Here is a 19,284-nt window from a genome sequence, read left to right on the forward strand (position 1 = left end):
AAAGATGTTGAATTAAAAAGGGCACCTCAATGAGATGCCCTTTTTTCGCTTGAATTTTGGATGAACTCACCTATTCAAACAAAGGGATTTCCGGCGGCATCCCGGCTTCAGGCAAGAAATAAATGAAAATGGTGAAACAAATGATAAGCACGGAAAAGATGATGGCAATAAACGAAATGCCCAAGAGAAATTTTTTACCTGCTAAATATAAGCTGATCATCAGACTTGCAAACCCAATGATCAAATAAATGCAGGCTCCAACATATGAATTCAACTTTGGGAGAATCCCCGTGATGAAAAGCAGAACGAAAGTCATTTGCAGGGATATGCATATTCCAAGTAAACGTTTCATTCTTACCTCCTGTCTATTTGAAAAGTTTAGTGAGATATTTAAATAAAAAAACTCGCCCCTATCAGCCTCTTCATGAATCATTGATAGCTAAGTGGTTCCTACATGGAAATTTCACATAGAATATAGTTCTAAAATTTTTTGTATGGGTAACTTATTCGCATGACTCAAATCAACAAAAAAAGGTAGTTGCCACTTTTGAGTCGTTATTGCCTGTTTACTAATTGGATTATCCCAAATAGGATAAATCCTTATTGCCATTTTCCCTTTTACATTTTGCGTTTTAAGGACATTTTGTTTTACGAGAATTTCTTTCGGGAAAATAAATTGCCCAAAATGGTCATTACTCATTGAGGTATTGATGACCAATAAATCAGGAGAATTTTCATATGCAAAGGGTTGATTTTTATCATTTTCGTCTTTTTCCCAAAACGCAACAAACTGTCCCACTTTATTGGGTGTTATTTTTGCGACTCTAAATCGAACCGATTTTGCATTTAAGTGAAATGTTCCAGCTCCGTATTCGGAATTTTGATATTCTTCTTGAATTGATTTTATAGACAGATGATTAGGTTCATAAACTATTTTGTTTACATGAGTTAAAGCTCTATAAAATTTATTCATTTCGCTACTCCTATTTACTTTGGAATGAAGCTTCATTGGTTTTTTAAGCATAAACTATGAGGCTGCTAAAACATCATATCAATTTTTTGGTAAAAATGGTATGTAATCAATCTGGCACGGTCGATACTATTACAATGCGAAAAAGCAAGGTGCCAAAATCATTGTAATAAAAAGGCTGTTTTCACATACTTTGTTGCTATTTACCAGGTAGTGAGTTGTGGTTGATTTCCCCTCCAGATGCTCGCTTTCCGCGGGGCGGGCGGTGAGCCTCCTCGGCGTAAACGCCTGTGGGGTCTCACCTGTCCCGCTGCTCCCGCAGGGGTCTCGCACTTCCGCTCCAATCAACCTTAAATAGTTTCGTTTTAAAAACAACAATCTTTACTGAAAAGAGCCAATAAAAAAGATGACCCCGTTTAATTCGAGGTCATCTTCATTATATAGTCCATTCCTTTTTTCCTTACTGCTGGCTAAGTGTTAGCGAATGCCTTTCATGTAACCTTGAATCTTTGGTGATAAGGCCATCAGGGCCAGTCCAAGGATTATTGAAGCAACGCCGATCACTCCAAAATAAGCCATTTCGGTTTGAGGAGTGTAGAATCTGACGATTTGTGCGTTTAGTGCTTGTGCTGCTGCACTTGCCAGGAACCACAGGCTCATCGTTTGTGCCGAGAATGCAGCTGGAGCCAATTTTGTAGTTGCTGAAAGTCCAACAGGGGATAAACAAAGTTCTCCAAGCACTACAAGGAAATAGCTAAGTACAAGCCATAGCGGATTGACTAAAGAGTCTGATCCACCGAAATAAACAGGAAGCAGGATCACCAGGAATGATAAACCGGCGAACAGTAGACCTATTGAGAATTTTTGCGGTATGGTCGGCTGGCGCTTTCCTAGTTTAATCCATAACCATGCGAATACTGGTGCAAGGGTAATGATGAACAAAGGGTTCAATGATTGGAACCATGCCGGGTTTATTTGCATTCCAGCAAAATTCAACTGTGTCCGTTTGTCTGCATAATTTGCTAATATAGTTGCACCTTGCTCTTGAATTGCCCAGAACATGACAGCTGCTATGAACAAAGGAATATAGGCTATCAATCGTGAACGTTCAACAGAAGTTGTTTTAGGGCTGCGATACATGAAAATGAAATAAAGGGTCGGAATAAGGATCCCTAGAATACCTACAAGATTAATAAAGGTTTTAATCGTTAAGATACCTTTAGTGGCAGTGATGCCGATGATGGCAGCTAAAATCAATGCAGCTATTCCCAATTTAGTGAATACGATTTTCTTTTCATTTTGTGATAATGGGTTAGCAGGAAGAGTTCCAGCTAGGCCCAGGTTCTTTTTCTTTGTTGCAACAAAGACGATGAGCCCAATTAACATACCAATTGCCGCCAGCCCAAAACCAAGGTGGAAGCTGTAGTTCATTCCGACTGTACCTACAAGAAACGGTGAAAGGAATGCACCCATGTTGATACCCATATAGAATATACTGAAACCGGAATCCCGGCGATCGTCATTTTCCGCGTATATTTCCCCTACAATGCTGGAAACATTCGGTTTTAATAGACCAGTACCCAGAACAATGAGTACCATGGAAACAAAGAACATGGAGAGACTGCCTGGTACAGCAAGGACAATATGCCCGAGCATGATCAAAATACCACCGTAAAATACGGCTTTTGAAGTCCCGAAAATCCTATCGGCAAGCCATCCGCCAATTATACCGGACATATATACTAAAGATCCGTAGATGGATACTAGGGCAAGGGCTGTGTGTTCATCAAGACCTAGTCCCCCTTTAGAAACTTCGTAATACATATAGTAAACAAGAATGGCCTTCATGCCATAATAGGAGAAACGCTCCCAGAACTCAGTAAAGAAAAGGGTGAATAGTCCTTTTGGGTTTCCAAAAAAACCTTTTTGGGGTACACTATCCACAATTTTCTGTTTATTTATCGTTGCCATACCTAGCCCTCCTTTTATTATTGTATGATAACTTTTATTTTTTCTGTTGTAAACAAATATTTAATATATTTAAATAATTGATTTCAAAATAAATAATAATAGCTATTAAACAAAGCAATTCACACTAAAATCCTCCTAAAAAAAAACACCCAATCAATTTAGTCTAAAAGGAAGCTTCCATGAATGATATATTGCCCTAACTTTACCCATGTATTACGTTTGATAACAGTTTGGTTACCAGAGGGAAATTGCGAACCTTGAAAAAAACCAGCCAAAACCGTTATATACACCGTATAATAGAAATAACAAAAAAATGAGGAGGCACAAATATGATAGGGTTAGTAACCGTTGTAATGATATTTTCCATTCCCATTATTGGAATCCTAACAAGCCATTTCGAAAAACAGGCAAAAACCAAACATAATATGATTAAAGACGAATTGGAACTCGAAAAACTTAAACACGCGAACTTCCTTATTGAAACGGAAAAAATGAGGCTGGAACTGGATCAGATGAAATTTGATGAAAAAAAAGACGAGCCAAGGTTACTGTAGTCAAGTAACATTGGTTCGTCTTTTTAATGGTTTTTGTGAGTTCTCGTTTTATAAACCCCTCGCCCTTCATAAGTATAATTAACGGACATTACAAATAAGTTCATTTAATGGATATATTGATCACCCACAAGTAATTCTGAAAGCACCTTTGTCGGGATGATGAACTCGACGGCCCCCATATACCCTGGGGCGGCCTCATAGCTGTTAAAGGCGATGACTAGCTTGCCATCTTTGTTTATATAAAAGTTTTGGTTTTCATCAATGCCTTTAAATGCAGTAAAATCATCATCTTCGACCCAATATATCTTTTCCGGATCTTCAGCCATCTGCCGCTTCATCTGTTCCTTGATGTTCTTACTGATCACCTGAAGATAACGATCATCTTTAAATAGGCTATTTAACGTTAAAAGCACTTCGTTTTTCTTGTCGACTGTATCGAATTGACTTTCTGTAGAACTGGAAGCAGAAATCGTGTCCGTATAGCGCTGTACGGATAATATCGTTTCATTATCTGTCAATATCTCATATCCGCTTTCCACCGACATATTGCCCTTTTCCCCTTCCTTCAGTTTTGACATGGAGTCCGTGAATTCCTTGTAGAGCTGCTTGCTTTCCGATAAGTATTTATCATTCAGGCTATTTTCAAGCTGTTTATTCTCCAGTCCGGAAATTGCAGGTGTTTTGATCACGGCCGAGGAATTATTCACATCCTCTTTCCACTCGACGAAGGTAATCACTTTAATGACCTTATCGACTATCGGAATATCACTCATGGCCTTTGCCACTGCCGGACTGATGTTTACGGAAGCTGTCACTATCAGAAGCGCTGCAGCCGCAGACACCAGGATATTCCTTCCAACCCTTGGCTTCTTCCTGGGCTTTTCATTCAAAGCTGCTTGAACGACATCATTCAATTCTTTAGGGATCGGTGTTTTAAGATACTCTTCCCGCAGATCTTTTAATTTTTTTTCCATCTTTTCGTTTCCTCCCGTTCAGTCATGTTGATCCGCAATAGTTGCAGCGCTTTATATAATCTCGTTTTAATCGTGCTTACATTCTCTTCCAGAACCTCCGCTATCTCTTCCAACTTCAGGTCCTCAAAGAAACGAAGAACGACTACTGTTTTATACTTGACCGAAAGTCCTTCCAGGGCCTTTTGTAAATCCAGGTCGGGGTAGTGATCTTCCTCTCCGCTGCGTAAGTATTCTATTGTTTCGTCATCGGCGACTGTCAGCTTCTTTTTCTTCCGCAAAACATCAAGTGACGTTCGGACTATGATCTTATATAACCAGCTATCTATAGAAGCAGCGTCTTTTATTTTGTTGCTGGAGGCAAGTGCTTTTCTAATCGATTCCTGCACGATATCAAGCGCATCCTCTTGATTTTTGACATAGTAAAAAGCAAGTCTGTACAAATTGTCTTGCCGTTCGGTTATCCGGGCCGTTATTAATTGATTCATATCTAGATTTTTCATTGCATGATAGAGCTCCTTACATTTAAATTACGTATCCTAGGTACAAAGGATAGACGTTCGTGCAGCCATAAAAGTTTGAAAATGAACAAGGAAATATTTATAAATAAAAAAATGAAAATTTTTACAAACTTTTAAGGCTTTTGGCGCGTCTATATAGTAGAATGATTATCGAGGTGGAGTGCAACATGAGGAAACTAAATTATAAAAAAGTCTTTATTTTTCTATTTTGTCTAATAGCTGCAGTGGGAACGGTGGGGTTAGCCATCAAAAGCCTTGCTTTTGATAAGAAGAGAACCGTTTCCGCCTATACAAACGATAAAAATTACCCGGAAGCTGATATTCAAACGTATTTGAAAGATAATACGAAAGGCGGTTATTCGGCAAGCAGACCCGTTTTGCATATAGAAAATATCGACAAGCAACTAGAAGCTTACATAAAGAAAGAAATTAAAGATTATGAAAAAAGATGGAAAGCATCCGACGGAAAAGCATCCGAGCTTAACCTCACATACACGATCCTTCATTTCAGCCAGCAGACCATTACCATTTCCTTCGATAAATATGAACAAGTGGAAGGAAAGAAGCAGTCCGAATCCCGGATCTTCACTTATGATATTCCATCTCAGCAAAAGCTCTCTATAGAAGACATCTTTGCCACGGATTCTGATTATTTATCCGTTTTATCCGATATTGTTTTTGAAGAGTTAACCGAGAAGGAAGAAGAAGGCATTTCACAGAGTCTTATTAAGAAGGAAAACAAACTGAAGGCGGCCAACTTCGATTTTTTTTCAGTCTTGAAAAATACGCTTGTATTCTACGTTAAGACTGATGATTCAACTAAGACACATACAATAGCCATCAAGAAGGAACTTTTTAACGATAGCTTGCTAGATTCATATAAAAGTAAAGAATTGAATGAGGATCGTGTAAAGGAATGGCAGCCGAAACATATCGTCGCTAAACTGCCCGTGCAAAATGAATGGATTGACCCATCAAAAAAGGTCATTGCCTTGACGTTCGATGACGGGCCACATCCAATTCATACCATGTCAATTCTTGAAGACCTGAACAAGTATGATGCACACGCGACCTTCTTTGTGCTTGGAAGCCGTGTACAGCACTATCCGGAAGTTCTGCAAAAAATGCTTGAACAAGGAAATGAGATCGGCAACCATTCATGGGATCATCCGCAGCTGACTCGTTTAAGCAAGAACAAAATCAAGAGTCAAATCGAACAGACCCAAGACGCTGTAGAAAAAGCTACAGGTTCTGAGCCAAGTCTCGTCCGTCCCCCATATGGAGCGATTAACGGTAATGTGCGTGAATACATGGAGGATATGGAAGTCACACTCTGGGATGTCGATCCCGAAGATTGGAAAGACCGCAATGAAAAGAAAATCGTGAGCAAAGTGATGAGTAAAGCCAAAGACGGCGGAGTCATATTAATGCATGATATCTATCAAACTAGCGCCGAAGCTGCAGGAAAAATCATCAAACAACTGCATGACAAAGGGTATCAGCTGGTCACTATTTCGGAAATGGAAAGGGTAAAGAAAGACCGTGAACTTTCCGGAATCGTCATAAATGAATAATCAAAAGGAAAGAGCCTGTTTCATCATTCAAAACAGGCTCTTTTGCATCAGATAAAATAAGCAGGCCTTTGATCATATAGCAAAGGTCTGCCCATTTTTTCATTCACCAAGATCTACATTATGATAAACTTGTTGCACATCTTCCAAATCTTCCAATGCATCAATCATCTTTTCGAATTGTACCTGTGCATCTTCTGGAAGGGTTAGGTCATTTTGTGCAAGCATCGTCAGCTCTGCCACTGTAAAATCGGTGATTCCCGCATCCTTGAATGCTTGTTGCACAGCATGGAATTGTTCAGGTTCAGCATAAACGATGACCGCTTCTTCTTCTTCAATGATGTCACGTACATCAACATCCGCTTCCATTAACAGTTCAAGCACATCATCAGCCGTTTTACCTTCAATCCCGATGACAGCCGTTGCATCGAACATATAAGCAACAGAACCGCTGACACCCATATTCCCGCCATTTTTCCCGAATGCGGCACGTACATCAGATGCCGTCCGGTTCACATTGTTTGTCAATGCATCCACGATGACCATTGATCCATTTGGACCGAATCCTTCATAACGAAGTTCGTCATAGCTTTCTTCCGAACCGCCTTTAGCCTTTTCAATCGCACGGTCAATGATCGCTCTGGGAACATTGTACGTTTTCGCACGCTCAAGTACGACCCTTAATGCCTGGTTGGATTCCGGATCTGGTTCACCTTGTTTCGCCACTACATATATTTCCCGTCCGAACTTAGCATAAATCCGACTTGTATTTGCATCTTTTGACGCTTTTTTTTCTTTAATGTTATTCCACTTACGACCCATTATATTCCACTCTCTTTCATCATTGAATATACCGATTAGATTATTAAGATACTGCCCCACGAGAAAACCAATTACGGAAATTCCTTTGAAGATAGGCTATACGTTTACTAGATTATATTATACATCAATTGTATAAGTTTGAAAAAGTCCTGTACATCCCTCACTCGCATTAACTCAGCGGGTTGGCGCTATATATTATAAAATGCTATGGTGACATCAAGAGTGGTATAGTATGAATTGATCGGAAAGGAGAGATGATTCATGACGGAAAACCAAATCATCATCGGGATACCCGGAAAGTGGAAGGACCGGGCAGAATTGATTCAAACGGTCGCTTCCCAAAGCGAAGGGTACCTGTTAGCAGGGAATATTTTTCATAACAAGGATAAGAACATAACTTTTCAGGCAGAAATCCAGGATTATGAACCCACTTTAAAAGAGACCTTTTCTTACGCCAGTAAAGATGCCTTTTCAGAGAGATTATTAGCGGAAATTAATGAACATACCTTTACCGTTTATATAATAGCCGATACCGGAAATGTTACGGACTTGATCGATGCTGGGGCGGCAATCCTTAGGGCAGGCGGAATGGCAGTGAAAATAGAAACAGCTGGCATTGCCCATTCTAAGGAAGATTGGCAAAAGCTTCATCAAAGCCCCGATATTCTCTCGGTATATGCCCATTTTGCCACGATCATCGGAGAGGAAGATTATTATTGTTCATTCGGAATGAAAGCCTTTGGGCTTCCAGATGCCGTGACACTTAACACAATGAGTCCGAAAGAGGCGGCTTCTTTACTTAACACATTTAATTATTACCATCTAGGTGAACGGCCTCTCTTTACAACTGGCGAAACCTTTAGCATACAACAAGATGCCCCCGACTTTATATTGACAGGCCTTCAGGACTTTAGATATGAAGAAGACCATCCCTTCTACAACCCGTTTGGATTGTGGAATTTAGGGACAAGTAAATAGAGGAACGATTTGCTCCTCCCAGACTTAGACAAATTCGAACTGCCCCGTAAATGATAGACACCAAACTAACATTTACGGGGTGTTTTTTATTTTAAAAACGTTCCGATTGATTTCAGAAATCCGCTCCCTTTCCGCCGACTGTCTGCCAAGCCTCCTCGGCGCAAGCGCCTGTGGGGTCTCAGCTAGCCAGCTTTTCGGCAGGTGTGTCGCATATTTCTTCCATCCAATAACGGATTCATAAAACAATAAAAAAACATATAAAGCGAGTGCCTGGAGAGGAAATCAACGACCTAGTCTTAATGATCGTCAGGAAAGAGACCATCCGAACTTCCTTTTTTAGACACTAGGGGTTCAACCGAATTTTTCACTCTTTTCTTCTTCATGTTCTTTCTTCACGAGTGACATGCCGCTCGCTTGGTATTTAAGGATCTTTTGAATGACCGTGCCAAGATGTGCACCCGCTTCAACGGGCGGGATGCCGCCTTTATGAATGTTGGAAATGACCATCCTCTCTGCTTCGATTATGCCCAAACAAGGTTTATAGCAAATATAAGCGCTTAATGATTCAGCACTGACAAGACCGGGCCGTTCGCCGATCAACAGGACAATGACCTCAGGCCTAAGGATTTCTCCAATATCATCCATCACGGCAACCCGGCCCTTTTCAATATAGAACGGTGTACCTGCATCCAATTTTGCCGCTGCCAAAGATTGTCTGAAAGATAAATAGACGTCCTCCACATTCTCTTCGATCGCCTTGGCACTTAAGCCATCGGAAATGATGATTTGGACCGTTGGGCCCTTTATGCATTTGGCTTCGATCATTCGCTTTGCTTCGTCCGACAGCTTCCTGCCATAATCCGGACGCCGTAAATAGACTTCCTTATCATCGGCCTTCGTTTTCACCTTGAATAAATCCAAGCGTTTCAATAGAGTTTCACTCACTTCACCATATACAGCATCAACGGCCGCCGCATGGTCAAAACGGAATTTCAGCCAAGAATCCGTTTTAGGACGTGTACCCGATCTGCCTATCCCTATCCGGGCAGGGGTTTTCGCTATCAAGGCATCCAATTCTTCTTTATTATTCGGATCTTTCATTCCCATATCATCCACTCCTAATGGTTAAATATAGTTGGATCACCGGCACGCATCGTTAACTTGCCGTTTTCCAGAATCCCCATCTTCTCCAGCCAAGCTTCATATAATGGGGCTGGCCGCTTATCCATCGTTTGTCTCAATGTCGCTATATCGTGATAACTCAAAGACTGATAGTTTAACATGCAGTCATCCCCCATCGGAGTTGCGATGATGAAATTCACACCAGCCGCCGTTAAAAGTACACCCAGGTCTTCGATATCATTCTGATCCGCCTTCATATGATTCGTATAGCAAATATCCACTCCCATCGGCAGACCATGCATTTTTCCCATGAAATGATCTTCCAACCCGGCGCGGATGACCTGCTTGCTGTTATATAGATATTCAGGTCCGATGAATCCGACGACCGTATTGACAATGTACGGATCAAAATAGCGGGCAAACCCATAGTTTCTGGCTTCAAGCGTCACCTGATCGATTCCGAAATGCGCTTCCGCCGATAACTCGGAGCCTTGCCCCGTTTCAAAATAAAGATGCTGCGGACCTGTGCCGGTCCCATGAGCCTTTGCCACCTCGTTGGCTTCTTCGAGCAATTGAACGTCAATTCCAAAAGAACGATTGGCCGCTTCCGTTCCGGCTATGCTTTGAAAGATCATATCAGCAGGTGCACCCTGCTGTACTGCCTTCATTTGAGTGGTCACATGCGCAAGTACACAATTTTGGGTCGGGATATTCCACTTCTGGATTACGTCCTGTGTCGCATGAAGCAGCCGCTTTACGCTTTCGACTGAATCATCAACAGGGTTGATTCCAATGAGGGCATCCCCGATTCCATAGGAGAGACCTTCTTTCAAAGATGCGAGCATGCCATCCACATTGTCAGTCGGGTGGTTAGGCTGAAGGCGCGAGGCAAGCGTTCCCTTGTATCCAATCGTACTATTATTCTTTGTGAGCACTTCGATTTTATTGGCAGCATGGATAAGGTCAAGGTTCGACATGATCTTGGCTGCCGCAGCAATCATTTCACTATTCAGCCCCCTGCTTATTCGCTTTAAATCGTCACCTGTCGTTTCGTCACTCAAAATATATTCACGAAGCTCGGCAACGCTCCAATTCTTCACAGATTGATAGATGGTTCCATTGATGAGACCATCTATGATCCGTGACACTTCATCCTCTTCCGGGGAGAGTAAGGGATAATTCCTAATGTCCGCCAAAGTCAATTCGCTAAGCACAGCTTTCGCCGCAATCCGCTCTTGGACAGAATCCGCCGCAATTCCCGCAAGCCTATCTCCTGATTTCTCTTCATTCGCTTTGGCCAAGACTTCTTTCAACGATTTGAATTGATGGATTTCCCCAAAGTATTGAGTAGATAATTTCATCGTATAATCCTCCGTTTCTTAGTTGTGGAAGGTCAGTGTTTTTACGACAACCGGAACGACCCCTGTCCGCAGCAGCCTTCCTATATCTAAATAATCCCCATGTTCCACTTGTGTCTGATCAATGCAGATGACCGGCAAATCTGGTCGGTTCGCTAGAAATGTTTGACCAAGCACCTTCCCATAATCACTGTCCATCACAATTATCAGAGGTTGCTGCTGATTCGGTTTTTGCATCAAAGCCTCGGTAAATTCGGCTGCGAGCTGCTGTATGTCCCGAAAAGATAGATAAGGTAAATTCGTTAAATAAAAGGCAAAATTCAGTCCTTCCTTTAGTGGATCGTATATCGTTATCGCATCCTGAACCGATTGTGCCATTGTCCCGGTTCCATCATCCAGCACGCCTTGAAAATCGATGCGGTAGACTGGGATATTACGGACTGGCAGATGAGAATCATTCACCTCGATGGTAGCACCGCTGATTTCAGTTGTATGCGTGCCTGCTCCTAGAACAGTCGCCCGAACCGTTTCAACGGGCTGTTCCCACTCCCATGCAGCCAATACTTCATTTTCCTTTATAGAGGTTGCAAGCATCATGCCGATATCCTGAAAGCTTTTGTCTTCCCGTTCTTCATGATAGATGCAATCACTGACACCTCCCGAGAACATCAACACATCTATTCGTCCTGTCCAAGATGGCTCCTTCCCCACTAATAGAAGTTCATCTTCTTTTGTGAATGAACCAGCCAAAAACCTCGAAAGCACCTTAGACATTTCATTTGCGATGATTACCCCATCAACATTCAAAGGTGAATACCCTTTTGATTTCAGCCATTTTCCTATTGAAGGAGCAACCTTCACCTTCGCTCCCTCCCATTCCACCAAACGGCCTCCTATATGCAGTGTGCAAGTTCCGCAAAGCATACCAGAACGGTATACGGCAATATTCGCCGTTCCCCCGCCAATATCTATATTCGCTATAGTCTTTCCTGTCTCAATCGAATGTTGATAGGCACCAGATCCCTTTGCGGCAATGATTCCCTCCAAATCCGGACCAGCTGCCGCTACAAGGAATTCCCCTGCCGCTTTGGATAACCGGTATACCATTTCTTCTGCATTTTGTTTGGTTGCCGTTTCACCTGTGATGATGACGGCCCCTGTTTGTATGTTTTCCATCGTGATCCCGGCTTGATGGTATTCACTTTCCACCATACTTTGAACAGCAGGTATATCAATTACCGTATCGGATAAAAGCGGGGTCTTGAAAATGGGACTTCGATACAGAATTTTCTTATCGGTAATTTCTATTTTTGGCACCTGTCCGCCACCCGCCACATTCCTAAGCGAAAGCTCGCTAATAACAAGTTTCGTCGTACTAGTGCCAATATCGATTCCTGCACTGATGATTCGTTCCGTCTGTTCATTCATTAAATTCACACCTCAGTTTTACACCACTTGGATTTCATCGCTATCTTCTTCCTGGTTATTCGTTTTATATTCATTTATGCCGATGACTCCCGCTGCACGATCTTTTTCCTCCAATTCCAAAGCTTTCGGAACGGACAGCCAGTAAGCAAGACCGATTCCAATAGCGCCGGCAGATAGCTTGCCTACTATGACGGGTAAAATTAAGGATGGCTGAAAGTTGGCAGTGAAAGATAAATGATCGCCTAATAGGAAAGCCGCACACACAGCGAAGGAAATGTTTATGACCTTATCCTTCGGAGGCATATCTTTAACAAGTTTGAACATCGCCAATATATTGGCTACCGTGGCTAAAATCCCTGCACTCCCCGCTTTGCTCAATCCGATTTTCCCGCCCATCACTTCAAGCGGCCTGCCTGCATATTTTTGAATCAAGTAAATCATTGGAAAAGCACCTGCCAGCATAATCCCGATATACCCTGCCGTTTCCAGGGCACGGAACTGGTCTGCCTTATCGGCCATGATGGGATGGAACCCCCAAGCGCCAAATACATTGGAAAACAGTCCGGTGAAAATCTCCACGATTGAAAACACGAGTACAAGTTTAATCGCGGCATCCAATATTTTCCCAAACCACATGAACCCTTTGATCATCAAATCCGGCAGGAAATAAAGACCTAACGCAAGCAGCACCACAAAAATAAGAAGTGGAGAAAGATTCAAGGCAATTTTCAAATAGCTCAACGCGAATTCGTGTGTAGAATTCGCATTCGTGGAAATCACTTCGCGAATTTTCGAATTCGTTGCCACCACTAGCACGCTTGAGATAAAGGCGCCAATGGGAATCGTCAGGATCCCTGACATGACACCAAGTGCCATGTATTTATGATCACGCTTCTCTAGCATGGCAAGCCCCATTGGAATCGAGAATACAATCGTTGCTCCAGACATGAATCCGATAATCATCGCCATGATCCAGCCTTCATATGATTCCTGCAGCTCGGCCGCCAATTGATAGCCGCCCATATCCGTTGCCAAAATCGTTGTTGCAGCGAGTGCGGGATCTGCACCGATCGCTGCGAAGATCGGGCCGCATACTGTATCGATGAACCATGATAAATAAGGGATCGAGGCCATGATTCCAGCTGCCGGGATAAATATATGGCCAACCGTATGCAAACCTTCCATGAACTGTTTGCCCAAGCCTTGCTCACTGTCTTTAATCGATGCCATTGCACCGACAACGGCACACACCATAATGATATAAATAACGAATTTACCTACCATCTCCATACATATTCCCCCTGAATTACGATTTGATTTGGCCTATCGACTTTAAAAAAGGGTATAAAAAAAGACGCCTCTTATAGCCCAAACTTTGGTTATTTCAGTAGAATTGCCTACCTACAACCAATTTGGTCCATCAAAGCGCCATTGCTTCATCTATTTACTTGTTTTTGATCCTTTGTAACGATTAGGCGTGCCACTGTCTCCATGGAAAGCTGCTTATCCATGCTAAGCTTTCTCAGTTTTTTGTAAGCGGTTTCTTCCGATACATTCTTCCTTTTCATGATAATTCCTTTTGCCTTTTCAATGACTTTACGATTTGTGAGCGTTTCATCCAATTGGGCATTTCGTTCCTGATACTTTTTTGCATTGGCTGCTTGCAGTAAAGCTATCTCCACTGCCGGAATCAAATCCGCCTCCGTTATTGGCTTTACAAGATATCCTACGATATTTGCCCGTTTCGCCTCGTCGATATATTCACGCTGGCTGAATGCAGTTAAAAGCAGGACCGGTATCTGAAAGGTATTGGAAATCACCTCGCTAGCCTTAAGCCCATTCATTTTAGGCATTTTTATGTCCATCAAAACGAGATCCGGCTGCAGTGCATGTGCCAATTCAATCGCCTTCTCGCCGTCACGTGCATGTCCAACCACATCGAAGCCTGCATCCTTGAGCATAATCGTTATATCAAGGAGAACGATCGATTCATCTTCCACGACCAAAATCCTCTTGACCACGTCTCCCACCTACCTCTTGTATGGAAATCTTACAGAAGCCAGGGTACCACCTTTAATCTGGCGAATAGAAAACTCCCCTTCCAAATCATTTTCCACTGTCATACGGATGATATCCAGACCCAAAGAAGGTTTCACTGCCGGCGAATATCCGATGCCATCATCCTTAACTTGAATCTCCAATTCAGGACCATCCTTGTGAAAGCATACGGTAATCTTCCCATCCGTCCCTTCCATGAAAGCATGCTTCACACAATTATGAATGAGCTCATTCACCACCAGCGCGACGGAAATGCCGATGTCGGAATCAATGGAATGAAGCTCCCCCGAATATTCAATGCTTATGACATTACGGGCATGATCCTCCGTACAAACAATCATATCTCCTATTTTCTTAATGAGCTCCAATAAATCCACGTGGTCGACATGGCTGCTTGCCAAAATGATTTCATAAACCGACGATATGCTTAACACCCGGTTCAAACTGACCAATAAATGGGGCTTGCTTTCTTCTGGGGCCCCTATCCTCATTTGCAGCCGAAGTAAACTGGCAACAGTCTGCAAATTATTCTTCACCCTATGATGAATTTCACGAATGGCTACTGACTTGCTAATCAGCTCTCTCTCTTTATCCCGCAGTTCAGTCAGATCCCGGATGATGATGAACGTTTCATTGGCATTCTTGTTGCCTAAATGGAACTTCCTTATTTGGAAAATCTTTTTACCAATGTTCAGTTCCATCATTAAAATCTCTTCTTTTGAAGCAAGAACATCTGCAAAGCCTGGAAAATAATTTAAAATGGAGTCCCCTAACACACAGTCGGTCAAACATATTTCCGTTACTAAATTAATGGCGGCGGGATTCGTATAGACAAGTCGGTTCTGGCTATTAATCAGGAAAATGGACTCTTCGATAAATTCGGGAACTAAGGAATTTTGTTGATCTTGCTTTCCAAACTGATTAAACGTTTCAGGTTCTTCTTGAATCACCTTCTCCATGATCAAAACGGCTATGACCCGATTGCATTCCCCCTTGACCGGAACGACACTTTGCTCCACCATCGCTCCCTCTTGAGTCAATGCGCGATTCACAAACATGTCCTTTCCGGTCCGCAATACATAAAATACTGCCGGCTCAAAAGCCTCATAGGCAAATTTCCCGACAACCGGATGATCGTAAACCGATTTTACGGAATGTGCGCTTGCCTCTGCCACGACTATGGCATGCTTCCCTTCAAGCACCGGACAATCAATAAAGACATTCGCTTTATTCAAATTGGCTATCAACGATAAATTCGCAGACAAGTTTTCAAGAGTTTGAATATCCTTGTCCAGTAAGTGAGTATGCATCTCACATAATTCTCGGACAGCAGTTGTCCGTTCCATAGGCAAAACCCCAATAAACGTTTATTCATGGATATTATTATTGATTATTATAGTTACCGCCCTTATTTTTGTCAATATTCAAAATATTCAAATGTTATGTATTCTAACATTAGATAACGATATTTAAATAGTATTCAATTTCATGGCCACCATTGCATTAGCAGGAGTCGCCTGGCAAAAATGGATCCACTTTTACCTGCCCTTGTTTTTTATCCGGTTCCTCTTATCTGGCGCTTTCTTATCATCGCTCAAACAATTCAATGGAATGGTTAAATTCAAATGAAAGAAATACTAGAGCAACTTTCATCATTACGTTGCTTTAATTAATTGAATGACAAGCAATTTAAATTAAACGCCAGTTACCCTACTCGTCTGACCCGTAACCCATTGGGTTTGTTTACTCACTAAAAATGAAACCACATTGGCAATGTCATTCGTTTCACCTAAACGTCCGGAGGCATTCATTTTTTTCATCCCTTCAATTTGCGGCCCTACATAAACAACTCTGTGTTAACCGGTCCTGGAGCAATTGCATTGATCGAAGCCTTGTTGATAAGCGAAGAATATCCCCTTCCATACTCATGAATTTCACCTCTTTTGGTTATAGTAAAGAAGAAAATAACGGAGGAGGTCCATTCCATGAAAAGTTCAAAGGAATTTGTTGAGAGCATTCAAGAGCAGCAAAAAAAGGAAGAAGGCAATTTTCGCCGCCAAGGTAACGGCAACCCCGCGCAGAAATTACCGAATAAAAAACATTAATGAAGCCCATCACCAAAAAATCCCCGCCTTATATTAAGGCAGGGATTTTTTTCATTCCGGTGTACTTTTTTTCTTCTTCATCACTTCGATTTCTTTTGAAAATGTGTCTTCTATCTCCTTTTTATTTCCATATAAAAAGAGATTATCCCCTAATTTAATTTTATACTCATATAACTCTTTCCTGATTTTCACTTCTCCGCTTTCAATAAATAAAATATTGATGTCCGCTCCATGTGGTATGACATCAAACACTTTGACATCAATGAATTCGGAGTCCTCATAAATATCAATCTCCATGACCACGTCTTCATCTTCTAAAAATAGGACCTCTTCTATCGGATGTTCCCATAATTCATAATGATTGTACATCTCACTGCGCATCTTATTCGATATTCTATTATTCAGGAACGGAGTTTTCACAAAAATGGCTAAAACCACCAATATTCCAATAATGATGCTTAACTCCATCAAACGAAGGTCATCTGTAAGCAATGTACTAATCGATGAAATGATGACAGCAAGTGAGAAGGCACCAAATAAAATTAAAAACATGCTTATTTTCCTTCGAACGGGATGATCAATAATGGATTTTGACTCGTCAGTTGTAAAACCAGTACCTGTAAGCATGGAGATAACCTGAAATCTGGCTACAGTGCTTTTTAATCCAGTCAATTTCAGCAAGGTAACCGATATTTCAATAACAAGAACAATAATTATAAAATAAAGTAGCATAAACACTAAATTCATCAAAATGATCACTTCCTCATCTATGGTTTACCCCAATCCCGTCAAAGAAATCATTCACTTACTGCGAAGAACTGGCATGACAAACAAAAAAACACAGTAAGATCCAAATCTGAATCCTACTGCGTTTATCAATTTATCAATCAGGATCTATCATAACTTCCAATTTCATTATTAGTATGTTTCATATCAAATCGACTTAAGCAGTAGTTTTTTTAACAGCGGTGTAAATTGTTCGGGTAATTCAGCTACACTCGGAATCATTAACCGTTCTTTGCCATAGATGTTTTTCATCGTCATTTCTTCAATTTCATCTACGCTGCCATCCGCTAAAAACAGGCCTATGACTTCTATTCCTTTTTTCCTTGCTTCTGATACGGCCAGATGTGTATCGACTATTCCATTTTGATCATAATCGGCAGCTGCCGGCTCACCATCGGAAAATACGAGCAAGAAACGGTTTTTTTCACGTCTCTTTTCCAATTCCATTGTGGCCACCCTGATACTGTATCCGTCCCGGTTGTCTTCCTCCGGTTCAAGCTGCATGATTTTCGCTCCTGAATTCAGATAAAAAGAATCGGAATGGGACTGGATTACATGGAAGTAATTCGGCTGATATCCTTCTCTCACTTCATTTGCATCTTCCCAAAAACCTACGATCGAGTGGGGGATCCTTAATTTTTTCAGCACTTCATGAAACAGGACGACCCCCCGTTTCGTTTCATCCATCTTGTTATGCATTGAAGCCGAGCAATCGATAAGCAATGTGAATACGGCATCCATTTCATTTGAATCCTGGTTCTTTTTATAAAAAACCCTTGGATTTTCTTCAAGTACAAGCGGCAGTAATTTCTTCGATAAACGACCAAAAACCAAATCTTTTCTTGGTGCATTCTTTTTATTTTCCAATGTCTTTTCAATTGTACTGGAGAGTTTTCTCTTAAACGGTTCGATATCGGCAACAAACTCACGATAGCGCTTCTCCTCAGTAAGTGTTGGTATTTTGGCTTCTTTAATTACCTGAACGACGTCTTTATTTTCTTCACCAAATGGATGTTCACCACTTTTGCCAATATTCGTTTGTTTCTTCTCTAGCGTTTCCTGCTGATTGTATTCCTTTTGTTGACTTTCCCCTGATGAGCCCTGAATCGAAGCCAGTGCTTGGTCGGCATCTTCCGCTTCACGCGCACCTCCGCCCATCAGACTTGTTTTCGTTCCTTGCTCCAATTCAAATTGAAGAAAGGTCGAATTATTCTCGCCGTTCTTATTCTCTCGATGCCAAGTCGAGAACTTTTCATCAATAAACTCACTTTTTTCTTCGTCTACATCTTCTGTATCATCGTTCAACAGATCATCATTTCTAGTCAGTTCATCAAATAAGGTATTTGCTGTATACTTCTCCACATTTGCAATTGGGAAGATGAAATATTCATTCATCGTATCCTTGTACTCATCGTTCACACGAAATACGATTTGCTCACAAATCCTCGTGATATCACTGGTGTTAGTGGCTTCAAAGACCGAATGGATGAAAGGTTTGATTTTCTCCAGTTCTTCCAGCTGCCGTACATTGGCCCTGGGGAAAATCGGGTCCGGCCTGTCGGATTGAAGCAGTAAATATATGAGGCAGTATAATTCATCCAGTGCAAAACTTCTTGTGATATTCGTTGCTAATTGGCTTTCGAAATATTGTTTAAGGTAAGCCCTCCTTACCGAAAACCATTTTTTCGTGCCTGGCCTTTCTTTCTTCACCAATTCTTCCAACCGCAAGTCTTCCAATATAGCGAATAATTGGGCTGCAAACTTCGGAAGCGAACTTTCCCCGATGATGTCCTGGTACTCCTTCATGCTCTGGATTGTTGAATGATGCAGCGTACCTATCGTCCTAAGGAGCACGTCTGTTTTCAGCCCGGCTTCCTTCACTTCCTTATTTCCGTTTTCCCAAAAATGGCTGGCTGTTACCTTATACTCGATCAGATCAATGAAAGAGCCATAATTGTATTCGAATTCCAGCTCAGGAATGCCGGATAAGACAGTCGAGAGATCCTGCAGCTGTAAAAAAAGGGCCGTATCAATTATTGAATCATTGAATCGGATATACTTCATGAGGC

General features: G+C 41.6%; 17 protein-coding genes and 2 pseudogenes. 4 read left to right on the plus strand and 15 right to left on the minus strand.

The features are described 5' to 3' along the window. Nucleotides 1–70: 70 nt before the first annotated feature. From N9I19_RS09940 to N9I19_RS09950, 3 genes are all read right to left on the minus strand, one after another. Complete coding sequence (locus tag N9I19_RS09940) at nt 71–352, minus strand: alpha/beta hydrolase (protein WP_317777682.1); 282 nt, start codon at nt 350–352, stop codon at nt 71–73. Between the two features lie 111 nt (nt 353–463). Beyond that, complete coding sequence (locus N9I19_RS09945) at nt 464–973, minus strand: MepB family protein (RefSeq protein WP_317777683.1); 510 nt, start codon at nt 971–973, stop codon at nt 464–466. Between the two features lie 474 nt (nt 974–1,447). After that, on the minus strand, nt 1,448–2,941 hold the full coding sequence (locus N9I19_RS09950) for a peptide MFS transporter (protein ID WP_317777684.1): 1,494 nt from the start codon (nt 2,939–2,941) through the stop codon (nt 1,448–1,450). A 329-nt stretch (nt 2,942–3,270) separates the two neighbouring features. On the opposite strand from N9I19_RS09950, the gene N9I19_RS09955 reads away from it, so the two are divergent. Beyond that, the gene (locus N9I19_RS09955; RefSeq protein ID WP_284469464.1) at nt 3,271–3,495 is read left to right on the plus strand and encodes a hypothetical protein; all 225 of its coding nucleotides are present in this window, start codon (nt 3,271–3,273) and stop codon (nt 3,493–3,495) included. Nucleotides 3,496–3,599: 104 nt separating this feature from the next. Here the strand turns inward: N9I19_RS09955 and rsiV are convergent, their stop codons facing one another. Continuing rightward, nucleotides 3,600–4,469, minus strand: coding sequence for an anti-sigma-V factor RsiV (rsiV, locus tag N9I19_RS09960; protein ID WP_284469463.1), 870 nt, complete (start codon nt 4,467–4,469; stop codon nt 3,600–3,602). After that, a complete protein-coding gene (sigV, locus tag N9I19_RS09965) occupies nt 4,454–4,969 on the minus strand; it encodes an RNA polymerase sigma factor SigV (RefSeq protein WP_089362704.1) in 516 nt (171 codons plus the stop codon). The genes rsiV and sigV overlap by 16 nt, the downstream gene beginning before the upstream one ends. A gap of 185 nt (nt 4,970–5,154) precedes the next feature. On the opposite strand from sigV, the gene N9I19_RS09970 reads away from it, so the two are divergent. Continuing rightward, nucleotides 5,155–6,561, plus strand: a complete 1,407-nt coding sequence (locus tag N9I19_RS09970) for a polysaccharide deacetylase family protein (RefSeq protein ID WP_317777685.1) — start codon at nt 5,155–5,157, stop codon at nt 6,559–6,561. A 99-nt stretch (nt 6,562–6,660) separates the two neighbouring features. Here the strand turns inward: N9I19_RS09970 and N9I19_RS09975 are convergent, their stop codons facing one another. Next, a complete protein-coding gene (locus N9I19_RS09975) occupies nt 6,661–7,380 on the minus strand; it encodes a YebC/PmpR family DNA-binding transcriptional regulator (protein ID WP_089362702.1) in 720 nt (239 codons plus the stop codon). Between the two features lie 261 nt (nt 7,381–7,641). Between N9I19_RS09975 and N9I19_RS09980 the strand changes: the two genes are divergently transcribed. Further along, nucleotides 7,642–8,358, plus strand: coding sequence for a DUF4261 domain-containing protein (locus N9I19_RS09980; RefSeq protein WP_289336937.1), 717 nt, complete (start codon nt 7,642–7,644; stop codon nt 8,356–8,358). Between the two features lie 351 nt (nt 8,359–8,709). On the opposite strand, the pseudogene eutC reads toward N9I19_RS09980, so the two are convergent. The 7 genes and pseudogenes from eutC to N9I19_RS10015 all read right to left on the minus strand — a co-directional run. After that, nucleotides 8,710–9,462 (minus strand): annotated as a pseudogene (gene eutC / locus N9I19_RS09985) (ethanolamine ammonia-lyase subunit EutC); the annotation flags it as partial. Nucleotides 9,463–9,476: 14 nt separating this feature from the next. Continuing rightward, nucleotides 9,477–10,841 carry an ethanolamine ammonia-lyase subunit EutB gene (locus N9I19_RS09990; RefSeq protein WP_317777687.1) on the minus strand — a complete coding sequence of 455 codons (1,365 nt, stop codon included), beginning with the start codon at nt 10,839–10,841 and terminating at the stop codon, nt 9,477–9,479. Nucleotides 10,842–10,859: 18 nt separating this feature from the next. Beyond that, entirely contained in the window at nt 10,860–12,266 is a 1,407-nt protein-coding gene (locus N9I19_RS09995; protein ID WP_317777688.1) for an ethanolamine ammonia-lyase reactivating factor EutA, read from the minus strand. Between the two features lie 18 nt (nt 12,267–12,284). Further along, complete coding sequence (gene eutH, locus N9I19_RS10000) at nt 12,285–13,556, minus strand: ethanolamine utilization protein EutH (protein WP_317777689.1); 1,272 nt, start codon at nt 13,554–13,556, stop codon at nt 12,285–12,287. A gap of 146 nt (nt 13,557–13,702) precedes the next feature. Next, on the minus strand, nt 13,703–14,287 hold the full coding sequence (locus N9I19_RS10005; protein ID WP_284469458.1) for an ANTAR domain-containing response regulator: 585 nt from the start codon (nt 14,285–14,287) through the stop codon (nt 13,703–13,705). 9 nt (nt 14,288–14,296) lie between these two features. Then, nucleotides 14,297–15,670 carry a sensor histidine kinase gene (locus tag N9I19_RS10010; protein ID WP_317777690.1) on the minus strand — a complete coding sequence of 458 codons (1,374 nt, stop codon included), beginning with the start codon at nt 15,668–15,670 and terminating at the stop codon, nt 14,297–14,299. 348 nt (nt 15,671–16,018) lie between these two features. Continuing rightward, nucleotides 16,019–16,212: pseudogene (locus tag N9I19_RS10015) on the minus strand (SDR family oxidoreductase); the annotation flags it as partial. Between the two features lie 97 nt (nt 16,213–16,309). Between N9I19_RS10015 and N9I19_RS10020 the strand changes: the two are divergent. Next, on the plus strand, nt 16,310–16,429 hold the full coding sequence (locus N9I19_RS10020) for a DUF4023 family protein (protein ID WP_061465287.1): 120 nt from the start codon (nt 16,310–16,312) through the stop codon (nt 16,427–16,429). Nucleotides 16,430–16,480: 51 nt separating this feature from the next. On the opposite strand, the gene N9I19_RS10025 is transcribed toward N9I19_RS10020, so the two are convergent. Continuing rightward, complete coding sequence (locus N9I19_RS10025) at nt 16,481–17,176, minus strand: hypothetical protein (RefSeq protein WP_061466258.1); 696 nt, start codon at nt 17,174–17,176, stop codon at nt 16,481–16,483. Nucleotides 17,177–17,362: 186 nt separating this feature from the next. Then, entirely contained in the window at nt 17,363–19,279 is a 1,917-nt protein-coding gene (locus N9I19_RS10030) for a vWA domain-containing protein (RefSeq protein WP_317777691.1), read from the minus strand. Nucleotides 19,280–19,284 lie beyond the last annotated feature (5 nt).

Origin of the sequence: Peribacillus sp. CSMR9 (genome assembly GCF_033141925.1) — a bacterium.
Lineage (GTDB): Bacteria > Bacillota > Bacilli > Bacillales > DSM-1321 > Peribacillus > Peribacillus simplex_A.

Excerpts from the sequence above, each read along its gene's own strand:
- N9I19_RS09980 (WP_289336937.1), top strand. The coding sequence starts at position 7,642 with ATGACGGAAAACCAAATCATCATCGGGATACCCGGAAAGTGGAAGGAC.
- N9I19_RS09990 (WP_317777687.1), bottom strand. The coding sequence starts at position 10,841 with ATGAAATTATCTACTCAATACTTTGGGGAAATCCATCAATTCAAATCG.
- sigV (WP_089362704.1), bottom strand. The coding sequence starts at position 4,969 with ATGAAAAATCTAGATATGAATCAATTAATAACGGCCCGGATAACCGAA.
- N9I19_RS09995 (WP_317777688.1), bottom strand. The coding sequence starts at position 12,266 with ATGAATGAACAGACGGAACGAATCATCAGTGCAGGAATCGATATTGGC.
- N9I19_RS09950 (WP_317777684.1), bottom strand. The coding sequence starts at position 2,941 with ATGGCAACGATAAATAAACAGAAAATTGTGGATAGTGTACCCCAAAAA.
- N9I19_RS10030 (WP_317777691.1), bottom strand. The coding sequence starts at position 19,279 with ATGAAGTATATCCGATTCAATGATTCAATAATTGATACGGCCCTTTTT.
- N9I19_RS09940 (WP_317777682.1), bottom strand. The coding sequence starts at position 352 with ATGAAACGTTTACTTGGAATATGCATATCCCTGCAAATGACTTTCGTT.
- N9I19_RS10010 (WP_317777690.1), bottom strand. The coding sequence starts at position 15,670 with ATGGAACGGACAACTGCTGTCCGAGAATTATGTGAGATGCATACTCAC.
- N9I19_RS09955 (WP_284469464.1), top strand. The coding sequence starts at position 3,271 with ATGATAGGGTTAGTAACCGTTGTAATGATATTTTCCATTCCCATTATT.
- N9I19_RS09945 (WP_317777683.1), bottom strand. The coding sequence starts at position 973 with ATGAATAAATTTTATAGAGCTTTAACTCATGTAAACAAAATAGTTTAT.
- rsiV (WP_284469463.1), bottom strand. The coding sequence starts at position 4,469 with ATGGAAAAAAAATTAAAAGATCTGCGGGAAGAGTATCTTAAAACACCG.
- N9I19_RS10020 (WP_061465287.1), top strand. The coding sequence starts at position 16,310 with ATGAAAAGTTCAAAGGAATTTGTTGAGAGCATTCAAGAGCAGCAAAAA.
- eutH (WP_317777689.1), bottom strand. The coding sequence starts at position 13,556 with ATGGAGATGGTAGGTAAATTCGTTATTTATATCATTATGGTGTGTGCC.
- N9I19_RS09975 (WP_089362702.1), bottom strand. The coding sequence starts at position 7,380 with ATGGGTCGTAAGTGGAATAACATTAAAGAAAAAAAAGCGTCAAAAGAT.
- N9I19_RS09970 (WP_317777685.1), top strand. The coding sequence starts at position 5,155 with ATGAGGAAACTAAATTATAAAAAAGTCTTTATTTTTCTATTTTGTCTA.
- N9I19_RS10025 (WP_061466258.1), bottom strand. The coding sequence starts at position 17,176 with ATGAATTTAGTGTTTATGCTACTTTATTTTATAATTATTGTTCTTGTT.